Below are 18,929 nucleotides of genomic sequence, written 5' to 3'. Positions count from 1 at the left end.
CAGTTTTCAAGGTTCATTTTGTTTATTTCGTTGTCACCTCTTGGCGACTCATTTATAATATCAAGATTCCAAAACAAAGTCAACAGTTTCTCCAAAAATATTTTAATACAATATATAAATGTTTCAAAAAACAATTATGGTTAAAATGCTCACTATTTAATTGATTACTATTATTGCGAAGTGTTTGTTAAGAAAAAATTATATTAGCACTTGCGTAGAGTACATCTCTTACCTAATAAAAAAAGGCAAACCACATAATATAGTTTGCCCGTCTATCTATAAATTAGTTATGATACGTGAAATATAAAAACTGCGATTTTTCCCTAAATCAAAAATTTCCCCTGAATGAATTAATTTAATAAGTGGTCTTGTTGGGGCAAATTTATTTACAAACATTACTTCCCCACGTTCTAAATTAGAAAGCTCTACAATTGTACCTATCGGAAGATCTGCAACAATATCAATTAATGCACGTACTACTTTAATATCAAATTTACCAAACTCAGATTCATTAATCATTTCAATTACTTTAAATGAAGATTGTTTCGTTCTATATACTCGTTCACATGTCATAGCATGAAAAACATCTGCAACAGCAATAATTTGTGCAAATATAGAAATATTGGCGATCTTTTCGTTCTTCGGATATCCACTACCATTTAAACGTTCATGATGTTGGAAGATTGCTTCTTTCATCGTTTCTTTTAAAATGGTCAAATCTTTCACCATATTATGGCTATAAATCGGGTGTTTATATATCTCATCATATTCTTGCTCTGTTAATGGTGTCTTCTTATCCCTGATACGAGGATGTACTTTAGCCATACCACAATCAGCCAATAAACCACCGATGGCTACTTGAATAGTGGTTCCTCTATCATAACCAAGTTTTTGAGCAATAACTGAGGCAATCAGACCAGTTGCTACACAATGATGATACAGGTAGTCTTTTGGATTTGAATACTCATTTAAATCAAAAATAATAGTACGATCTTCTAGTACCATCTCTACTAAAGGTAAAATAATTGTTCTGGCCTTTGCAATATCTACCTTGGCGCCCGCTTCCCAGTTTTTAAATTCTTTTTTAAACTGTTCAACAGAATGATTATAGATTTTCCTAAAAGTCGGAAGTTCTTCTATTATAACTTCGACATCACTTTCATTCTTTTCTACACGCATATCATTTTCACTTTTATAAACGGGGACGGTGAAAATATTAAATGCATGAAAAACTTGCAAGTGTACATAAGAAATCATTGTATCTTTGAAAATAATCGGATACTGTGTATTAGCAAATATATCTTCAGAAATTACCTTGCCAACACCTAGCTCTGAAATTGGAACATGTATAGTTTCCACAGAATGAACACCTCTCCACTATTTCTTGCTTCAAAATAAGGTATTATCATTTTATCATGGAATTCAAAATAATTACTTATTTTTCATTATTTACGTAAAAAAACCGATGACGACATTCAATAATGTCGTCATCGGATTATATTATTCTTCGACTTCCTCTTCGTCTTCAAAAGACTCTTCTGCTTTTTCCACTTTAGCGACAGTTGCAACCAATTCGTCATCTCCTAGTCGAATTAAACGTACACCTTGCGTACTGCGCCCAATTAATGAAATATCATTTACATCCATACGGATAAGCATACCATTAATAGTTATAAGCATTAAATCCTCAGAACCATCGACGGTTTTTACAGCCACCATTGGACCATTCTTATCTGTAATCTGAATAGTTTTCAGTCCTACTCCACCACGACTTTGTAAACGATAGTCCTCTTCAGAAGTACGTTTACCGTAACCTTTTTCAGTTACTACTAATATTTCTTGCCCTGGTTCAACAATCTCCATGCCAACTACTTCATCACCATCACGTAGCTTAATGCCTCGAACACCACCAGCTGTACGGCCCATAGATCGAATGTCGTCTTCTTGGAAACGAACGAGCATACCATCGCGAGTACCAATAATCACTTGTTTCTCTCCATCTGTAAGACGTACCGAAATAAGATCGTCGTCTTCTCTCAAGCTGATTGCGATTAAACCATTTGTTCGGATGTTAGCAAATTGTGATACAGGGGTACGTTTTGTAATACCTGTTTTTGTGGTAAAGATAAAGTAAGCATCTTCATCAAACGACGCAACACGAATCATAGCTGTTACTTTTTCGCCTTTTTCTATATTAAGCAAGTTTACGATTGGTAACCCTTTAGCAGTACGACCGAACTCAGGAATTTCATATCCTTTTGCTCTAAATACTTTACCTTTAGACGTGAAGAATAAAATTGTATCGTGGGTAGAAGTATTCATTAGATGCTCTACAAAGTCGTCTTCATTTGTACCCATTCCTTGTACACCACGACCACCACGCTTTTGACTACGATATGTATTCGCAGCTAAACGCTTGATATAGCCATTATGTGTTAAAGTAACAACTGAGTTTTCAACAGGAATTAAATCCTCATCCTCAATCATTTCAATTCCACCTGATGTAATCTCAGTACGGCGTGTATCATTAAAACGTTCTTTCAACTCTAAGATTTCAGTACGAATAATATCTACAATTTTCTCTTCATCTGCTAAGATTGCCTTTAATTCAGCTATAAGAACTTGAAGCTCTTGATATTCTGCTTCAATTTTTTCACGTTCTAAGCCACTTAATCGAACGAGTCGCATATCTAAAATAGCTTGAGCCTGACGCTCCGATAAGCTAAAGCGTTCCATTAATTGAGGTTTTGCTTCTTCACCACTACGTGAACCACGTATAATAGCGATTATTTCATCAATATGATCGAGTGCGATTCGTAAGCCCTCTAAAATGTGAGCGCGGTCTTCAGCTTTTCGAAGATCAAACTCTGTACGACGACGAATAATTACTTTTTGGTGTTCTAAATAATGGTATAGCATTTCTTTTAAGCCTAATACTTTAGGCTGACCGTTTACTAAAGATAGCATATTGATACCGAAGCTAGATTGCATAGCTGTTTGTTTATATAAATTATTTAGTACAACATTAGCATTTGCATCTTTACGAACTTCAATCACTACACGCATACCACGACGGTCTGATTCATCACGTAAATTTGTGATTCCATCTATTTTTTTATCACGTACAAGCTCTGCAATTTTTTCAATAAGCTTAGCCTTATTCACTTGGTAAGGCAATTCATGAATAAGAATAGTTTCCTTACCATTTGCCTTTTGCTCAATTTCCACTTTCGCACGGATGATAATGGAACCTCGACCAGTTTCATAGGCTCTACGAATACCACTACGTCCTAAAATTAATCCACCAGTAGGAAAATCAGGGCCAGGAATGATTTCCATTAGCTCTTCAGTCGTAATGGCTGGATTTTCAGAAAGTGCTATAACAGCATCAATTGTTTCGCCCAATTGATGTGGTGGAATATTTGTTGCCATACCTACAGCAATCCCTGCTGCACCGTTGACTAAAAGATTTGGATAGCGACTCGGTAAAACTATTGGTTCTTTTTCTGATCCATCATAGTTATCTGTATAGTCAATTGTATCTTTATTAATATCACGGAGCATTTCCATTGCTATTTTAGACATACGTGATTCTGTATAACGCATGGCTGCTGCGCCATCACCATCAACAGAACCGAAGTTTCCGTGACCATCAACAAGCATGTAGCGATAGCTAAAATCCTGTGCCATACGTACCATTGCATCATAGATGGAAGAGTCACCATGTGGATGGTACTTACCCATTACATCCCCAACGATACGTGCTGACTTTTTGTAGGCTTTATCTGCTGTATTACCTAATTCCTGCATCCCATATAAAATACGACGATGAACTGGTTTTAATCCATCACGTACATCAGGTAATGCACGTGATACAATTACACTCATTGCATAATCAAGAAAGGATGTTTCAATTTCTTCTGTTATATTAACTCCTTTAACACCGGAGCGTTCTTGTTCTGACAAAGTGTAGACCTCCTCTCAAGAAAAATTAGATATCTAAATTAGCGTATACGGCATTTTCCTCGATAAATTGACGACGAGGTTCAACTTCATCGCCCATTAAACGTTCAAATGCTTGGTTTGCTTTAATTGCATCATCTAATTCTACTTGTAATAATGTGCGGTACTCAGGATCCATTGTTGTTTCCCAAAGCTGCTCAGCGTTCATTTCTCCAAGACCTTTATAACGCTGCACATTTGGCTTTGGCATTTTTGGTAGCCGTTCTAAAATTTCTTTTAATGTCTCTTCATCATAGCAATACTCAATATGTTTACCTTGTTTTACTTGATAAAGTGGTGGCTGTGCAATATAAATATAGCCTGCTTCTATAAGTGGTCGAAGGAAACGGAAGAAGAATGTTAAAAGTAATGTACGAATATGTGCCCCATCGACATCGGCATCTGTCATGATAATGATTTTATGATAACGAGCTTTCTCTAAATTAAACTCCTCACCAATACCAGTACCGAATGCTGTTATCATCGCACGGATTTCCGCATTCGATAAAATTTTATCTAGACGAGCTTTCTCAACGTTAAGGATTTTACCACGTAAAGGTAAAATTGCTTGGAAGTGTCGATCACGTCCAGATTTAGCCGAACCGCCGGCAGAATCACCCTCAACAATATAAATTTCACAATCAGCTGGGTTAGTAGAAGAACAGTCAGCTAATTTACCCGGTAAGCTAGATACTTCAAGGGCATTTTTACGACGAGTAAACTCACGTGCTTTTTTCGCAGCTACACGAGCACGGGCTGCCATTAATCCTTTTTCCACAATCTTTCGTGCAACCGTTGGATTTTCTAACATAAAACGCTCAAAGCCATCTGAGAACAAAGAATTGGTAATTTGACTTACTTCTGAATTCCCTAACTTTGTTTTTGTTTGTCCTTCAAATTGCGGATCTGGGTGTTTTACAGAAACTATAGCTGTTAACCCTTCTCGTACATCCTCACCTGTAAGATTAGCGTCAGATTCTTTTAGTAATCCACTTTTTCGTGCATAGTCATTAATAACGCGTGTAAGGGCTGTTTTAAACCCTGACTCATGTGTACCGCCCTCATACGTATTAATGTTATTAGCAAATGAAAAAATATTAGAAGAGAATCCAGCATTATATTGCATAGCAATTTCTACTGTGATGCCATCCTTCTCCCCAAGGACATCAATTGGATCATGGATTGGCTCTTTAGATTGATTTAAATGCTCAACATAAGAGCGAATACCACCTTCATAGTGGTATGTTGTTGAGCGAATCTCTTCTTCACGCTCATCAGCAATCGTAATCTTAATACCACGATTTAAATAAGCCAATTCTCTAATACGATGAGCTAAAATATCATATTCATAAACAGTAGTTTCTTTAAATATTTCTGGGTCAGCTTTAAAACGCGTTGTTGTACCATTATGATCGGTGTCACCGATAACCATTAACTCTTGAACTGTTTTTCCACGTTCAAATTTTATTTCATGGATATGACCTTCACGATGTACTTGAACAATTGTTTCAACAGAAAGTGCATTTACTACTGATGCTCCAACTCCATGAAGACCACCAGAAACTTTATAGCCTCCACCGCCAAATTTACCACCAGCATGTAAAACAGTCATAATAACTTCAACAGCAGGCTTACCCATTTTTTCTTGAATACTAACTGGAATACCACGACCGTTATCTTCTACACGAATCCAGTTTTCTTTTTCAATTGTTACTTTGATATCTGTACAAAATCCTGCAAGTGCTTCATCGATACTATTATCAACAATTTCCCATACTAAATGGTGAAGCCCTTTAGAGCTAGTTGAACCGATATACATCCCTGGTCTTTTACGTACTGCTTCTAAACCTTCTAATACCTGTATCTGATCGGCCTCATAAGCTTGGTTTTGTAAACCTTCGTTCTCTATAGCCACGGCTTTCATCTACTCCTTCATAACATCATTGTGTGTAAATGAATGAACAGTCAACCGAGCTGACTATTACCATTCTTTTTGTAATCTAAAAAACTACCCTGGCTAACTTCTTTCAATCGCACCTTGTTTCACGTGGAACAGTTGAGCCTGTTCCATCGTTTCATGATGAATTCCTTCCACACTTGTGGTTGTAACAAAGGTTTGGACTTCACCCTGAATGGTATTTAATAAATGCGATTGGCGATAATCATCGAGTTCCGATAAAACATCATCTAAAAGTAGTATGGGTGTTTCATTTGTTTCTTGTTTAATTAATTCAATTTCAGCAAGCTTTAAAGACAATGCAGTAGTACGCTGCTGTCCTTGTGAACCATAAGTTTGAACATCATAGCCATTCACTAAAAATTGTAAATCATCTCGGTGTGGACCAACTAATGTCACGCCTCTATCAAATTCACGTTCTCTCGCTTCAATTAATTTTTGATGTAAAGTATTTTCAATTTCACTAGTAGAGTGTTCTTTTTCAATACCAGCTACCGTACGATATTTTATAACCAGTGTTTCCTTACCTTGCGATATACCTGCGTGTATGGGTTCCGCCCACTCTTGCAATAAATCCATAAATTGAAATCTTTTACGAATAATTTGGGTAGCAGCGTGAATATATTGTTCATTGTAGACCTCATACATCACATCATTTGGCATGGACTTGCCTTGGTTCATTTTTAAAAAATGGTTACGTTGTTTTAAAACTTTTTGAAAGGTTAATAAATCATGTAAATAGACAGGCGAAATTTGCCCAATCTCCATATCAATAAAACGCCGACGTATTTGCGGACTTCCCTTTACAACGTTCAAATCCTCTGGCGCAAACATAACGACATTCATTTGACCAATATAATGACTAAGGCGACTTTGCTCTATATGATTTATCTTGCCCTTTTTACCTTTCTTTGTAATCGTAAGTTCGATCGGTAAAATACCATGCCTTTTTTTAACGGCCCCTTCTATTTTACCATAGTCTGAATCCCAACGTATCAATTCTTTATCGTTCGTTGTTCGATGGGACTTAGCCATTGCTAAAACATAGATGGACTCCATAACATTTGTTTTTCCTTGTGCATTTTCACCAATGAAAACATTAATTTTTGGAGAGAAGTTTAAAGCTAAGGCATCATAGTTACGGTAATTTGTAAGTTTTATTTGCTCAATATACATAATTTATTGTCCAGTTGGTCCTATAATTTGAAAACGACCACATCCAGGAATATTTACAACATCTCCGTTACGTAATTTACGACCTCGACGATCGTCTACTTCTCCATTTACATATACAGCATGTTCTTGTAAAAACCACTTGGCCATTCCACCTGAACTAATGGCATCAGTAATTTTTAAAAGTTGCCCTAACGTGATGAACTCCTCATCAATTTTAATGTCCTGCATAGTGTGTTCCCCTCCGAATACAGACTGTCTATCTCTCTATCATACCTAAAATTACGCCATAAGTAAAAAAAGATAGTCACAATGAGCGACTATCTTAACAGATCTTATATTCTTTAGTAAGTTCGTACAGGTAAAATTAATTGTAAAATAGCATCATCATGAACGGAACGTAAAATAAACGGTCTCATTGCCCCAGTAAATTGAATAACTACGTCTTGTCCATCTATTGCTTTTAATGCTTCCATCATATATTTTGCACTGAATGAGATTTTCAAACCTTCCCCTTCTAATGCTTCCACAGGAATTTCTTCTTGTACTTTACCGATTTCAGGAGAATTAGAAGAAACCTCAACTGCTTGGTTATCTAAAATTTCAAAACGGACAACATTATTACGATCTCCTCGTGCAACAAGTGATGCACGGTCAATAGCTTGTAATAAAGATTTACCATTAATTGTTACATTTGTTTGATACTCTTCAGGAATTAAACGAGTTGTGTCAGGATAATTTCCTTCCAGTAAGCGAGAGAAGAATAATACATCACCAGTTTTAAATAATACTTGCTGACTTGTAATAACGATTTGGACAAGATTTGTAGAATCTTCAAGTACTTTATTTAATTCATTCAAACTTTTCCCTGGAATTACTACACTATGTTCAACTTCTGGTAAATTTTCGAGTTGCACTTTACGTCTTGCTAAACGATGACTATCTGTTGCAACACAGATTAATGTTTCATTTTTGATCTGCCAGTTTACACCTGTCAACACGGGTCTACTTTCTGAAGTGGCAACAGCGAATACTGTTTCACGGATAATTGTTTTTAAGAGATCAGCAGGAATAGTAAATTTTTGATCTTCTGTAAGCTCTGGTAATAAAGGATACTCTGCTGCATCTGAGCCAATTAAATGGAATTCCGATTTCCCTGAACGAATATGCGTTTGGAAACCTGGTGTTACTTGAATTTCAACATCGTTTGTTGGTAATTTACGTACGATTTCATTAAACATACGTGCTTGTACAACAATTGAACCTGTTTCTGTAATGTGAATAATTTGTTGTCCATCTTCTTCTACTGGAATAAATGTTTGAATAGTTATATCAGCATCACTACCAGTTAAGCGGATCCCTTCCTCTGTTACGTCAATTTTAATACCAGTTAAAATCGGAATAGTTGTTTTTGAACTTACTGCTTTCATGACATCATTTAAACCTTCTAATAAACGGTCACGTAAAATATCAAATTTCATTCGTTTTCCCTCACATATTTATATTATTTATTTATATAAAATAAAAAGATATAGTAATAGGCCCTGTGGATTTGTGGATAAGTATATTTTTATGAATAAAATCAGTCTATCCACATGTAGATAGACTGTGTATAAGTTTGTGTTTAAATAGTTAGTTTGTCCACAGCAATTACTTGCCTAGCATACTACGAATTTGTTTAACATCTTGTTGAAGTTGAACGTCATTTTTCAACATAGAAGATATTTTTTCGTGCGCATGGATGACAGTCGTATGATCGCGGCCACCAAATTCTTCGCCAATTTTGGGCAGCGAAAAATCTGTCAACTCGCGCGATAAGTACATAGCGATTTGACGTGGAAAAGCAATTAATTTAGTACGTTTTTTAGCAGCGAAATCTTCCAAACGTATACTAAAATGTTCCCCTACTGCATTTTGAATGTCTAATATTGTCACTGTTCGCGGTTTTGAATTTGGAATGATATCCTTCAATGCCTCGGCAGCTAATGTCGCTGTAATATCTTTGTTTACAAGAGATGAGTAGGCAACGACGCGAATAAGCGCACCTTCAAGCTCCCTAATATTGGAGTCAATCTGGTTCGCAATATAAAGCATTACTTCATTTGGTACCTCTAGACCGTCTGCTTTTGCTTTTTTACGCAAAATAGCGATACGAGTTTCCAAATCGGGTGGCGCAATATCAGTTATTAACCCCCACTCGAAACGTGAACGGAGCCGATCTTCTAAAGTTGGGATCTCCTTAGGAGGTCGGTCACTTGATATAACAATTTGTTTGGATTCTTCATGTAAAGTATTAAAAGTGTGGAAAAATTCTTCTTGAGTTGATTCTTTTCCAGCAAGGAATTGAATATCATCAATTAGCAGTACATCCACGTTGCGGTACTTATTGCGAAAATCAAGTGCTTTGTTATCACGAATTGAGTTAATAAATTCATTTGTAAATTTCTCGGATGATAAGTACACTACTTTAGCATTTGGATTATGCTCTAATACATAATGACCAATAGCGTGCATTAAGTGCGTTTTACCTAGCCCTACTCCCCCATAAATAAAGAATGGATTGTATGCTTTAGCAGGTGCTTCAGCTACAGCTAGCGAAGCTGCATGTGCAAAGCGGTTACCAGAGCCAATAACAAACGTGTCAAAAGTATATTTCGGGTTTAACATACCTGGTGAAATATCATGATGTTCATTATTTTTTGCTTGGATAATCGGCGCTGGCAAATCAAAATCGTCCGAATCCTGGTTTTTTTGAACAACAAATTTAATAAGCAAGTCTTCGCCTGTTAGCTCCGTTAATATACCTGTAATCAAATGAATATAATGATTTTCAAGCCAGTCTCGAGCAAACGAATTTGGCGCAGCAATTGTCACAGTGGACCCACTACCATTGTAAGATAGTAATTTCGTAGACTTTAGCCACGTTTCGAAGCTTGGTTTAGAAATTTTTTGTTCAACTTGAGCCAGGACATTGTTCCATAGTTCTTCTAAATGTTCCAAGCTACTAATCTCCTTTACAGTGTTCAATACAAAAAAAAATCGCATTTATAGAATTGTAAATACGTTCATTTTATAACTCGTCCACATAATCACAAGTTGTGGATAAAAGTTAACCAAAGGCTGTGATGAAAATTATCCACAGCATATTAACAGTTGTGGATAATTAAAATGTTCGTTTTAGTTTTCAACAAAGTGAAGCACAGTAATCGTATCAGAAAAACAAAGCTATTTCAATAGTTTGTGAAACTTATCCACATAGCTTGCAGTTATGCACTTTATAGTTGTCCACAAGCACTGCTTATGTGAGAAACCTGTAGATAATTGTTGTGGATAAAAAATAATGCAAAAAATACTATACACAACTCTGTGTAAAAAAAACAAGTACTCTGTGGATAAATATTTTTATGTTTATGTAGAAAAAAAAATTTCTAGTAGAGATCCAAACACTAGAAAATTGAGAATAGAATAAATAGATAGTTCGACGGATTAAAAGAAATTTGTGAAATTCATTGACAAAATAACTAGATACTTTATATAATATTCGAGTCTGTATGTTGAAAAATTCAACTCATATCAGGAGGTGTCTATATAAATGAAACGTACTTACCAACCAAAAAAACGTAAGCACAGCAAAGTACACGGTTTCCGCGCACGTATGAGCACGAAAAACGGTCGCAAAGTTCTTGCTGCTCGTCGTCGTAAAGGAAGAAAAGTTTTATCAGCATAAAATAAGTCCACTGAGCCACATCAGTGGTCTTTTTTTTCTTTATTTTTGGTAAACCTAGAAATGAGGATCAAAAGATATTATCTAATAGCAGGTGAAAGAAATGAAAAAACGCCAACGAGTGAAGAAGAATGATGATTTTCAAAAGGTGTTTAAAAAAGGTAAATCTTTCGCTAATCGTCAGTTTGTTGTTTATTTTTTAGTAAAAGAGGGACAAACGGAATTTCGTGTAGGTTTATCAGTTAGTAAGAAGCTTGGGAATGCGGTAACACGCAACCAAGTAAAACGCTATATTCGACAAAGTATTCATGAATTAAAAGATGAGCTAAAGCCGAATATGGATTATGTTATTATCGCCAGACATCCGGCGGCCACTATGGATTTTCATGAAGTGAAACAAAGTTTGCAGCATGTACTACGAATCGCAAAGGTAATGAAAAAAGTGTAATGTATGCAACCAAGTGGTGAAATTACGCCTGTACTGTTAGCAATAGAATAAATAATATGTGATTTTGCATAAAATTATATGTAAGAGAATTATACACACGGGGGTATTTGTGGCGAGAGTTTTCGCTTAAAAATATGTAAAATTCACAACTTATCTTAGGAATAAGTGTGTGTAATTAGAATATTTAGTAGAGTGAATGTTATAGGCATGATAAAATAACTGATAACTTTATCTTCATCGAGGACTCTCAAAAGTGGACTGAATTAAAGATAAGGCTACTGACGTTAAACCGATTATGTGATAGGAAACTGTCGGTACAAAAAGAACCATAAGAATAAGAAAAAGTGAATAGTAATTGTAGGGGGAAGAAGGTTGAAAAAACAACATTGGGTAATTTTGTCACTAGTATCGGTAGCCTTACTACTTTCTGGTTGTACAGAATTCAATGAACCAATTTCCAAAGATAGCACAGGCTTCTGGAATGAATTCATTGTTTGGCCGTTGGTATCAGCAATAAAATACTTTGCTGATCTGCTAGGTACGTATGCATGGGGGATTATTGCCGTAACGATTATTATTCGTTTAGCAATTTTGCCATTGATGATCAAACAAACAAAGAGTTCTAAAAAGATGCAAGAAATTCAACCAAAATTGAAGGAACTGCAAAAGAAGTATGCTTCTAAGGATGCTCAGACACAACAACAATATCAGCAAGAAATGATGAAGTTAATGAGTGAATCTGGAGTAAATCCACTTGCAGGATGCTTACCAGTAATCATTCAAATGCCAATCTTAATTGGTTTCTATCATGCAATTAGCCGTATGAATGCAACATCAACATTTGATTTAGGGAATTTCTTTATCTTCCCGCTAGCAGATCCAGCACCTGCATTAGCTATTACAGCGGGCTTAATGCAATTTATCGTGTTACGTACAGGACCAGCAATGGATAATCCTCAAATGAAAATTATGATGTATATTATGCCATTCATGATTATTGGTTTTGGTATGGCCTTACCAGCTGCATTATCATTATACTGGGTAATCGGAAACATTATTTCGATTTTCCAAAACTTGTACATTTATAAACCTTGGAATAAAGATAAAACACAACCTGCTCAAAATGGAGGGGCTAAAAAGTGAAACAACTTACGCAAATAGGCGCAACAACACAAGAAGCGATCTCATTGGCGTTACAGAAACTTGGCAAAACCCGTGAACAAGTAGATGTTGAAGTTTTACAAGAAGGTAAAAAAGGATTTTTAGGTTTTGGTGCACGTTCTGCAGAGATACGTGTAACAGTAAAAGAAGTTCAGGTTCCGACAATTGAAAGCGACAATGCGCAATTGCAGGTAGTAACTCAATTATATGAACCAATAGAAGTAGATGATGTTGAAACACTAAGTTCACAAGTTTCTGAACAACCAAGTGAAATGGAAGAAGTTCAACAAGTCGTTAAAGAACAAGATGAGGATGGAGACTCAGCAAATCCAATTGAAGAGGCAAAGGCTTATTTAAGTAGTATCGCTGAACAATTGGCTATTCATGATCTTGAGATTGCTACGACACGCGAAGGGAAATATGTATTATTTCAACTAAAAAGTGAGAAAGCTGCCCTGCTTATAGGGAAACGAGGTCAAACATTAAATTCCTTACAGCAATTAACACAACTCGTATTAAATAAAAGCGCAAAGCAGTTCTTAATGGTGAAACTAGATGTAGAAAACTATCGCGAGCGTCGACAAGTAGCTTTAGAATTACTTGCGGATCGAATGGCGGATAAGGCATTACGCTTAAATCAACGTGTGGCATTTGAACCAATGCCGTCTTACGAACGAAAGATAATTCATAATCAATTAGCAAATCGTCTAGATCTTGAAACGTATTCAGAAGGTACGGAGCCTAATCGTTATTTAGTAATAGAACCCGTAAAAAAATAATTAGACTGTTTCACATAATCATACAGACAATATATTTTGAAAGGTCATTTTATCTTTTAGATAAAATGACCTTTTTTAATGAAACGTAGCAAATTTTGTCGAAAATATGATTAGCGAAAAATTGATTTTATCCACATTTGGAAATGATCCTTACTTTAGATTTTGCTGAAAATATGTTAGTCTAAGGTGTTAGTAAGTATTGGTCGGTTTTGATTATCCACATGTGGATAACGTTGAGGAGGTCATTAAATGGAGTTCGATACAATTGCTGCGATATCCACACCGATGGGTGAAGGTGCCATAGCCATCGTTCGTTTAAGTGGAGACGAGGCTGTGACGATTGCAGACAAAATATTCAAATCACCCGGGGGAAAAAGTTTAACAACCAAAGATTCGCACACTATTCATTATGGACATTTAGTCGATCCTAAAACTAATGAGGTAGTAGAGGAAGTAATGCTATCGCTGATGCGTGGGCCAAAAACATTCACACGTGAGGATGTAGTTGAAATAAACTGTCATGGTGGATTAGTTTCAGTCAAACGCGTGTTGCAACTTGCTTTAACAAATGGAGCAAGGTTAGCTGAGCCAGGTGAATTCACAAAACGTGCCTTTTTAAACGGACGTATTGATTTATCACAGGCTGAAGCAGTAATGGATTTGATAAGAGCTAAAACAGATCGTGCGATGAATGTGGCTCTGGGTCAAATGGATGGAAAATTATCGAGACTTATTGGTGATTTGCGCCAAGCTTTACTAGAGACATTAGCCCAAGTAGAGGTTAATATAGATTATCCAGAGTATGATGATGTAGAAGAAATGACTGTACCTGTATTAGTAGAGAAATGTACATGGGTAAAAAATGAAATTATAAAACTTTTGCAAACATCTTCTCAAGGAAAAATTTTACGTGAGGGATTATCAACAGTTATTTTAGGTCGTCCGAATGTAGGGAAATCTTCACTATTAAATAGCTTAGTACAAGAAAATAAGGCCATAGTGACAGATATTGCAGGGACTACTCGTGATATTATAGAGGAGTACGTCAATGTCCGAGGTGTTCCACTTCGTTTAGTGGATACAGCGGGTATTCGGGAAACAGAAGATATTGTTGAACGAATTGGAGTAGAACGCTCACGGGAAGCTCTTCGTGGAGCTGATTTAATTCTGTTTGTATTAAACTATGGAGATGAATTAACTGCTGAGGATGAGCGTCTATTCGAAACAATTGAAGCGATGGATTACATCGTTATTGTCAATAAAACAGATTTACCGCAAAAAATTGATTTGGCTCGTGTCAAGGAATTAGCTGGTGACCATCGCATTGTAACAACTTCTCTGCTACAAGAGGAAGGTATTACAGAGCTAGAAGAAGCCATTGCTGCATTGTTCTTTGAGGGACAAATCGAAGCGGGCGATTTAACATATGTTTCAAACGCAAGACATATTGCCCTTCTACACCAAGCGCAAGCAACGGTAGAAGATGCAATAGCAGCTGCACAGGATGGTGTACCAGTTGATATGGTACAAATTGATGTAACAAGAACATGGGAAATACTTGGCGAAATCATTGGTGATACTGTTCAAGAAAGCCTCATCAATCAACTATTTTCTCAGTTCTGTTTAGGAAAATAATTTTCAGAAAGAAAGGAAGGTACGAGCATGCCAACAAAATATGAGGCAGGCACGTTTGATGTGATTGTGATTGGTGCTGGTCATGCAGGTTCAGAAGCTGCACATGCTGCAGCTAAAATGGGTGCTAACACATTAATGCTAACAATCAATTTAGATATGATTGCATTTATGCCATGTAATCCATCTATTGGTGGTCCTGCCAAAGGAATTGTCGTACGTGAGATTGACGCTTTAGGAGGCGTCATGGGGAAAGTGATAGATAAAACGCATATTCAAATGCGAATGTTGAATACAGGGAAAGGCCCAGCTGTACGTGCATTGCGCGCACAAGCGGACAAAGTTTTGTATCAGCAAGAAATGAAACGAGTATTAGAAGAAACACCAAACTTAACAATCCATCAAGGGATGGTTGAAGAGTTGATTATTGAGGATGGGGAAGTAAAAGGAGTCATTACACAAATTGGTGCCGTTTATCGTGCTAAAACAGTTGTCGTGACAACAGGTACTTTCCTACGTGGTGAAATCATTATTGGTGATATTAAATATTCAAGTGGTCCTAATAACCAACAACCGTCAATTCGCTTAGCTGATAATTTAAAAGAGCTAGGTTTTGATCTAGTTCGATTTAAAACAGGTACACCACCACGTGTGAATAATCGAACAATAGATTATGACAAAACAGAGATTCAACCAGGTGATGATGTTCCACGTGCATTTAGTTTTGAAACGACTGAATTCATCATGGATCAGCTACCTTGCTGGTTAACATATACAAGCCCTGAAACTCATGAAATTATTGAAGCAAATTTACATCTTTCACCGATGTATTCAGGGATGATTAAAGGGACAGGTCCACGTTATTGCCCATCTATTGAAGATAAAGTTGTACGTTTTAATGATAAGCCAAGACACCAAATCTTCTTAGAGCCAGAAGGCCGCAATACACGTGAGGTTTATGTTCAAGGTTTGTCAACAAGCCTACCAGAGCATGTTCAAACACGTTTACTAAAATCTATACCTGGCTTAGAGAATGCGGAAATGATGCGCGCTGGTTATGCTATTGAATACGATTCAATTGTGCCAACACAACTATGGCCAACTTTAGAAACAAAACGTATTAAAGGCTTATATACAGCGGGTCAAATCAACGGCACATCTGGCTATGAAGAAGCTGCCGCGCAAGGCTTAATGGCGGGCATGAATGCTGCTGCTAATGTACTAGGTAAAGACGAATTAATTTTGAGCCGTTCGGATGCTTATATTGGCGTTTTGATCGATGACCTAGTGACAAAAGGAACAAATGAGCCATATCGTTTATTAACATCTCGTGCAGAATATCGTTTACTATTACGTCATGATAATGCAGATCTACGATTAGTAGAGTTAGCTTACAATATGGGGATGATTCCACAAGAAAGATATGCTAGTTTCAATGAGAAAAAAGAGCTGATTGAAAATGAAATTGCACGTCTTCGTGAAGTCATTATTAAGCCAAATGAAGCGACACAATCTGTTATTCGTTCTGTTGGTGGTAGTGAATTAAAAGACGGTATACGTGGTGCAGACTTATTAAAACGTCCTGAAATGCATTATGAGTTAATCTCTTCTTTAATTCCTGCAGAAATCGAATTGGCGGATGAAGTGAAAGAACAAATTGAAATCCAGCTTAAATATGAAGGCTATATTGAAAAAGCATTGCAACAGGTAGAGAAACTACACAAAATGGAAAACAAAAAAATTCCTGAGAATATTGATTACGATGCTATTTCAGGTTTAGCAACAGAAGCGCGTCAAAAATTAAAACAAGTTACACCTCTATCTATTGCGCAAGCCTCTCGTATTTCTGGTGTTAATCCAGCTGATATTTCAATTCTGCTTGTTTATATTGAACAAGGTAAAATTGCGAAAGTAAGCAGCTGATCATCAACAACAGTAAAGTGAATAAGAGGCGGGCATACCATTGTGCCCGCTTCCTATTTTTAAAGCTATACTATTAGTTGGAGTTGTATAGCTAGATCAACAAAGGAGACTTTACATGAACGAACAACAATTTATTGAGGCTCTGAAAGAGAAAGGTATCGAACTTTCTGATATACAGATTGCTCAATTTAAAAAGTATTTTGAATTACTTGTTGAGTGGAATGAAAAGATGAATTTAACTGCCATTACAGATTTAGAAGGCGTGTATTTAAAGCATTTCTTCGATTCGATTAGTCCTTCATTTTACTTTGATTTTTCAAAAGTCATAACTGTTTGTGATGTTGGAGCAGGAGCTGGTTTCCCAAGTATCCCAATTAAAATCTGTTTCCCACATTTACAAGTTACAATTGTCGACTCCTTAAATAAAAGAATTACCTTTTTAAATCATTTAAGTGATGAGTTACAATTAGAGAATATGCATTTTGTACATGCTCGCGCGGAAGAGTTTGGCCAAAATTTAAAATACCGCGAACAATTTGATGTGGTAACAGCACGAGCTGTAGCTCGTTTATCCGTTCTAGCAGAGTTATGTGTACCTTTAGCGAAACAAGATGGATATTTTGTTGCTTTAAAAGCCGCAGCAGGGGCAGAAGAACTAAAGGATGCTAAAAAAGCTTTAACAACATTGGGTGTTAAACTGAGAGAGGAATTTTCTTTCAAGCTACCTGTTGAAGAAAGTGAACGCATTTTATATATATTTGATAAAATAAAAGGAACACCGAAAAAATATCCGCGTAAGCCAGGTGTACCAAATAAAACACCGATTCAATAATTAGTGTTTCATGTGAAACTTCTCAAAGTGGAAAATATTTTTTCTATTTTGAGCATACATACTAGTTATGGATGGTTCACGCAAAAGACATCTATGAACTATATACATTTAAAGAAATATAATAAATAATAATAGAATGACACAGAGCAAGATAGTTACTTAAAGGTGGTGCCACTTGGATGAAAAGTCCTTTTTCACGTTTTTTTGGAGGCGGAAGTAAAACAGAGCCTATTGTGAAAAATGAAGTAGAACAAGCAGAGGCGGTTCATGCAGCGGAAGAAGTCATAAAGTTGCCTATTGATCAAATTGTACCTAACCGTTTTCAGCCACGTACTATTTTTGATGATGAAAAAATTGAAGAATTATCAAGAACCATTCATACACATGGTGTGATTCAGCCAATTGTTGTACGTAAAACATCAGACAATCAATATGAAATTATCGCTGGTGAGCGTCGTTATCGAGCGATGAAAAAGCTACAATGGACAGAAGTCCCTGCTATTGTACGTAATTTAACTGATAAGGAAACAGCATCTATTGCGTTAATAGAGAACTTGCAGCGTGAGGAGTTAACTGCTATTGAAGAAGCGGTAGCCTATCAAAAATTATTAGAGCTTCATGAGCTAACACAGGAAGCTCTTGCCCAAAGACTTGGAAAAGGACAATCCACTGTAGCCAACAAATTACGTTTATTAAGGCTGCCAGATGAAGTACAGCAAGCTATTTTGAAGCGAAAAATATCTGAACGACATGCACGTGCATTAATTGCTATTAAAGATCAACCATTGCAACTAGAAATTTTGCAGCTAGCAATTGAAAATGATTGGAATGTGCGACAGTTAGAGGAGCAAATCCAGGCTATATTACATCCTGTAGTTGATGAGCAGGAAGAATCAATTCCAAAGAAAGCTAAACCGAAACGTAAAGCTATAAGTAAAGATGTACGTATTGCTTTGAATACCATCAAACAGTCTTTAACGATGGTAACGAAAAGTGGGATTACGGTGAAAACTGAAGAAGAAGATACAGAAGAATACTATCAAATTACAGTGAAGATTCCTAAAAAGAAAAAAGTGTAATAAATTATTTTAGAAAAATAATTTATGATCAAATTTATCACTGTACAGGGGAGATATCTCAGAAGATTAATAGAGATATCTCCTTTTTTGTATTTATTCTTAATATTTTATACAACTCTTTTCAAATTTTTTGATAGAATGAAAGTTAGATAGCGGATTAAATAGTGATTTTACAAATGATTTGTCAAAGTAAACTTTGATAGATGAAAGCAGGTGCTT

The 18,929-nt window shown here is 36.2% G+C and carries 15 protein-coding genes; 8 read left to right on the top strand and 7 right to left on the bottom strand.

Annotated features, from left to right (window positions below; all coding sequences use genetic code 11):
• Positions 1-276: 276 nt before the first annotated feature.
• The 7 genes from BFM98_RS21785 to dnaA form a co-directional block, all read right to left on the bottom strand.
• Positions 277-1,359: an HD-GYP domain-containing protein gene (locus tag BFM98_RS21785; protein WP_054548809.1), complete on the bottom strand. Its 1,083-nt coding sequence runs from the start codon at positions 1,357-1,359 to the stop codon at positions 277-279.
• 141 nt (positions 1,360-1,500) lie between these two features.
• Positions 1,501-3,966: a DNA gyrase subunit A gene (gene gyrA / locus BFM98_RS21780; RefSeq protein WP_066038361.1), complete on the bottom strand. Its 2,466-nt coding sequence runs from the start codon at positions 3,964-3,966 to the stop codon at positions 1,501-1,503.
• A 25-nt stretch (positions 3,967-3,991) separates the two neighbouring features.
• A complete protein-coding gene (gene gyrB, locus BFM98_RS21775) occupies positions 3,992-5,926 on the bottom strand; it encodes a DNA topoisomerase (ATP-hydrolyzing) subunit B (RefSeq protein ID WP_048395198.1) in 1,935 nt (644 codons plus the stop codon).
• A gap of 93 nt (positions 5,927-6,019) precedes the next feature.
• On the bottom strand, positions 6,020-7,135 hold the full coding sequence (recF, locus tag BFM98_RS21770) for a DNA replication/repair protein RecF (protein ID WP_048395200.1): 1,116 nt from the start codon (positions 7,133-7,135) through the stop codon (positions 6,020-6,022).
• A 3-nt stretch (positions 7,136-7,138) separates the two neighbouring features.
• Positions 7,139-7,363, bottom strand: a complete 225-nt coding sequence (yaaA, locus tag BFM98_RS21765; protein WP_054548810.1) for a S4 domain-containing protein YaaA — start codon at positions 7,361-7,363, stop codon at positions 7,139-7,141.
• Positions 7,364-7,476: 113 nt separating this feature from the next.
• Entirely contained in the window at positions 7,477-8,613 is a 1,137-nt protein-coding gene (gene dnaN, locus BFM98_RS21760) for a DNA polymerase III subunit beta (RefSeq protein ID WP_004233305.1), read from the bottom strand.
• A gap of 169 nt (positions 8,614-8,782) precedes the next feature.
• Positions 8,783-10,177, bottom strand: coding sequence for a chromosomal replication initiator protein DnaA (gene dnaA / locus BFM98_RS21755; protein ID WP_369700628.1), 1,395 nt, complete (start codon positions 10,175-10,177; stop codon positions 8,783-8,785).
• Between the two features lie 547 nt (positions 10,178-10,724).
• Between dnaA and rpmH the strand changes: the two genes are divergently transcribed.
• The 8 genes from rpmH (at position 10,725) to noc (ending at position 18,710) form a co-directional block, all read left to right on the top strand.
• The gene (gene rpmH / locus BFM98_RS21750; RefSeq protein WP_004233310.1) at positions 10,725-10,859 is read left to right on the top strand and encodes a 50S ribosomal protein L34; all 135 of its coding nucleotides are present in this window, start codon (positions 10,725-10,727) and stop codon (positions 10,857-10,859) included.
• A 100-nt stretch (positions 10,860-10,959) separates the two neighbouring features.
• Entirely contained in the window at positions 10,960-11,304 is a 345-nt protein-coding gene (gene rnpA, locus BFM98_RS21745) for a ribonuclease P protein component (RefSeq protein WP_048395204.1), read from the top strand.
• 372 nt (positions 11,305-11,676) lie between these two features.
• Positions 11,677-12,447, top strand: a complete 771-nt coding sequence (gene yidC, locus BFM98_RS21740; RefSeq protein ID WP_025115704.1) for a membrane protein insertase YidC — start codon at positions 11,677-11,679, stop codon at positions 12,445-12,447.
• Positions 12,444-13,244: an RNA-binding cell elongation regulator Jag/EloR gene (jag, locus tag BFM98_RS21735; RefSeq protein WP_066038360.1), complete on the top strand. Its 801-nt coding sequence runs from the start codon at positions 12,444-12,446 to the stop codon at positions 13,242-13,244. Before yidC ends, jag begins: the two co-directional genes overlap by 4 nt.
• A 249-nt stretch (positions 13,245-13,493) precedes the next feature.
• Positions 13,494-14,879, top strand: coding sequence for a tRNA uridine-5-carboxymethylaminomethyl(34) synthesis GTPase MnmE (gene mnmE / locus BFM98_RS21730; protein ID WP_066038359.1), 1,386 nt, complete (start codon positions 13,494-13,496; stop codon positions 14,877-14,879).
• A 27-nt stretch (positions 14,880-14,906) separates the two neighbouring features.
• A complete protein-coding gene (mnmG, locus tag BFM98_RS21725; protein ID WP_048395211.1) occupies positions 14,907-16,799 on the top strand; it encodes a tRNA uridine-5-carboxymethylaminomethyl(34) synthesis enzyme MnmG in 1,893 nt (630 codons plus the stop codon).
• 115 nt (positions 16,800-16,914) lie between these two features.
• On the top strand, positions 16,915-17,631 hold the full coding sequence (rsmG, locus tag BFM98_RS21720) for a 16S rRNA (guanine(527)-N(7))-methyltransferase RsmG (protein WP_066038358.1): 717 nt from the start codon (positions 16,915-16,917) through the stop codon (positions 17,629-17,631).
• Positions 17,632-17,810: 179 nt separating this feature from the next.
• Positions 17,811-18,710, top strand: a complete 900-nt coding sequence (gene noc, locus BFM98_RS21715) for a nucleoid occlusion protein (RefSeq protein ID WP_048395215.1) — start codon at positions 17,811-17,813, stop codon at positions 18,708-18,710.
• Positions 18,711-18,929 lie beyond the last annotated feature (219 nt).

Source organism: Lysinibacillus sp. AR18-8 (genome assembly GCF_001705465.1).
Lineage (GTDB): Bacteria > Bacillota > Bacilli > Bacillales_A > Planococcaceae > Lysinibacillus > Lysinibacillus capsici.
The sequence above is the reverse complement of the archived record's forward strand: the minus strand, read 5'-3'. Positions and strand labels throughout refer to the sequence as shown.

Bases quoted from the DNA above. Each gene is read 5' to 3' on its own strand.
- rsmG (WP_066038358.1), top strand. From the start codon at position 16,915: ATGAACGAACAACAATTTATTGAGGCTCTGAAAGAGAAAGGTATCGAA.
- gyrB (WP_048395198.1), bottom strand. From the start codon at position 5,926: ATGAAAGCCGTGGCTATAGAGAACGAAGGTTTACAAAACCAAGCTTAT.
- mnmG (WP_048395211.1), top strand. From the start codon at position 14,907: ATGCCAACAAAATATGAGGCAGGCACGTTTGATGTGATTGTGATTGGT.
- recF (WP_048395200.1), bottom strand. From the start codon at position 7,135: ATGTATATTGAGCAAATAAAACTTACAAATTACCGTAACTATGATGCC.
- mnmE (WP_066038359.1), top strand. From the start codon at position 13,494: ATGGAGTTCGATACAATTGCTGCGATATCCACACCGATGGGTGAAGGT.
- noc (WP_048395215.1), top strand. From the start codon at position 17,811: ATGAAAAGTCCTTTTTCACGTTTTTTTGGAGGCGGAAGTAAAACAGAG.
- rnpA (WP_048395204.1), top strand. From the start codon at position 10,960: ATGAAAAAACGCCAACGAGTGAAGAAGAATGATGATTTTCAAAAGGTG.
- dnaA (WP_369700628.1), bottom strand. From the start codon at position 10,177: ATGCGATTTTTTTTTGTATTGAACACTGTAAAGGAGATTAGTAGCTTG.
- yaaA (WP_054548810.1), bottom strand. From the start codon at position 7,363: ATGCAGGACATTAAAATTGATGAGGAGTTCATCACGTTAGGGCAACTT.
- dnaN (WP_004233305.1), bottom strand. From the start codon at position 8,613: ATGAAATTTGATATTTTACGTGACCGTTTATTAGAAGGTTTAAATGAT.
- rpmH (WP_004233310.1), top strand. From the start codon at position 10,725: ATGAAACGTACTTACCAACCAAAAAAACGTAAGCACAGCAAAGTACAC.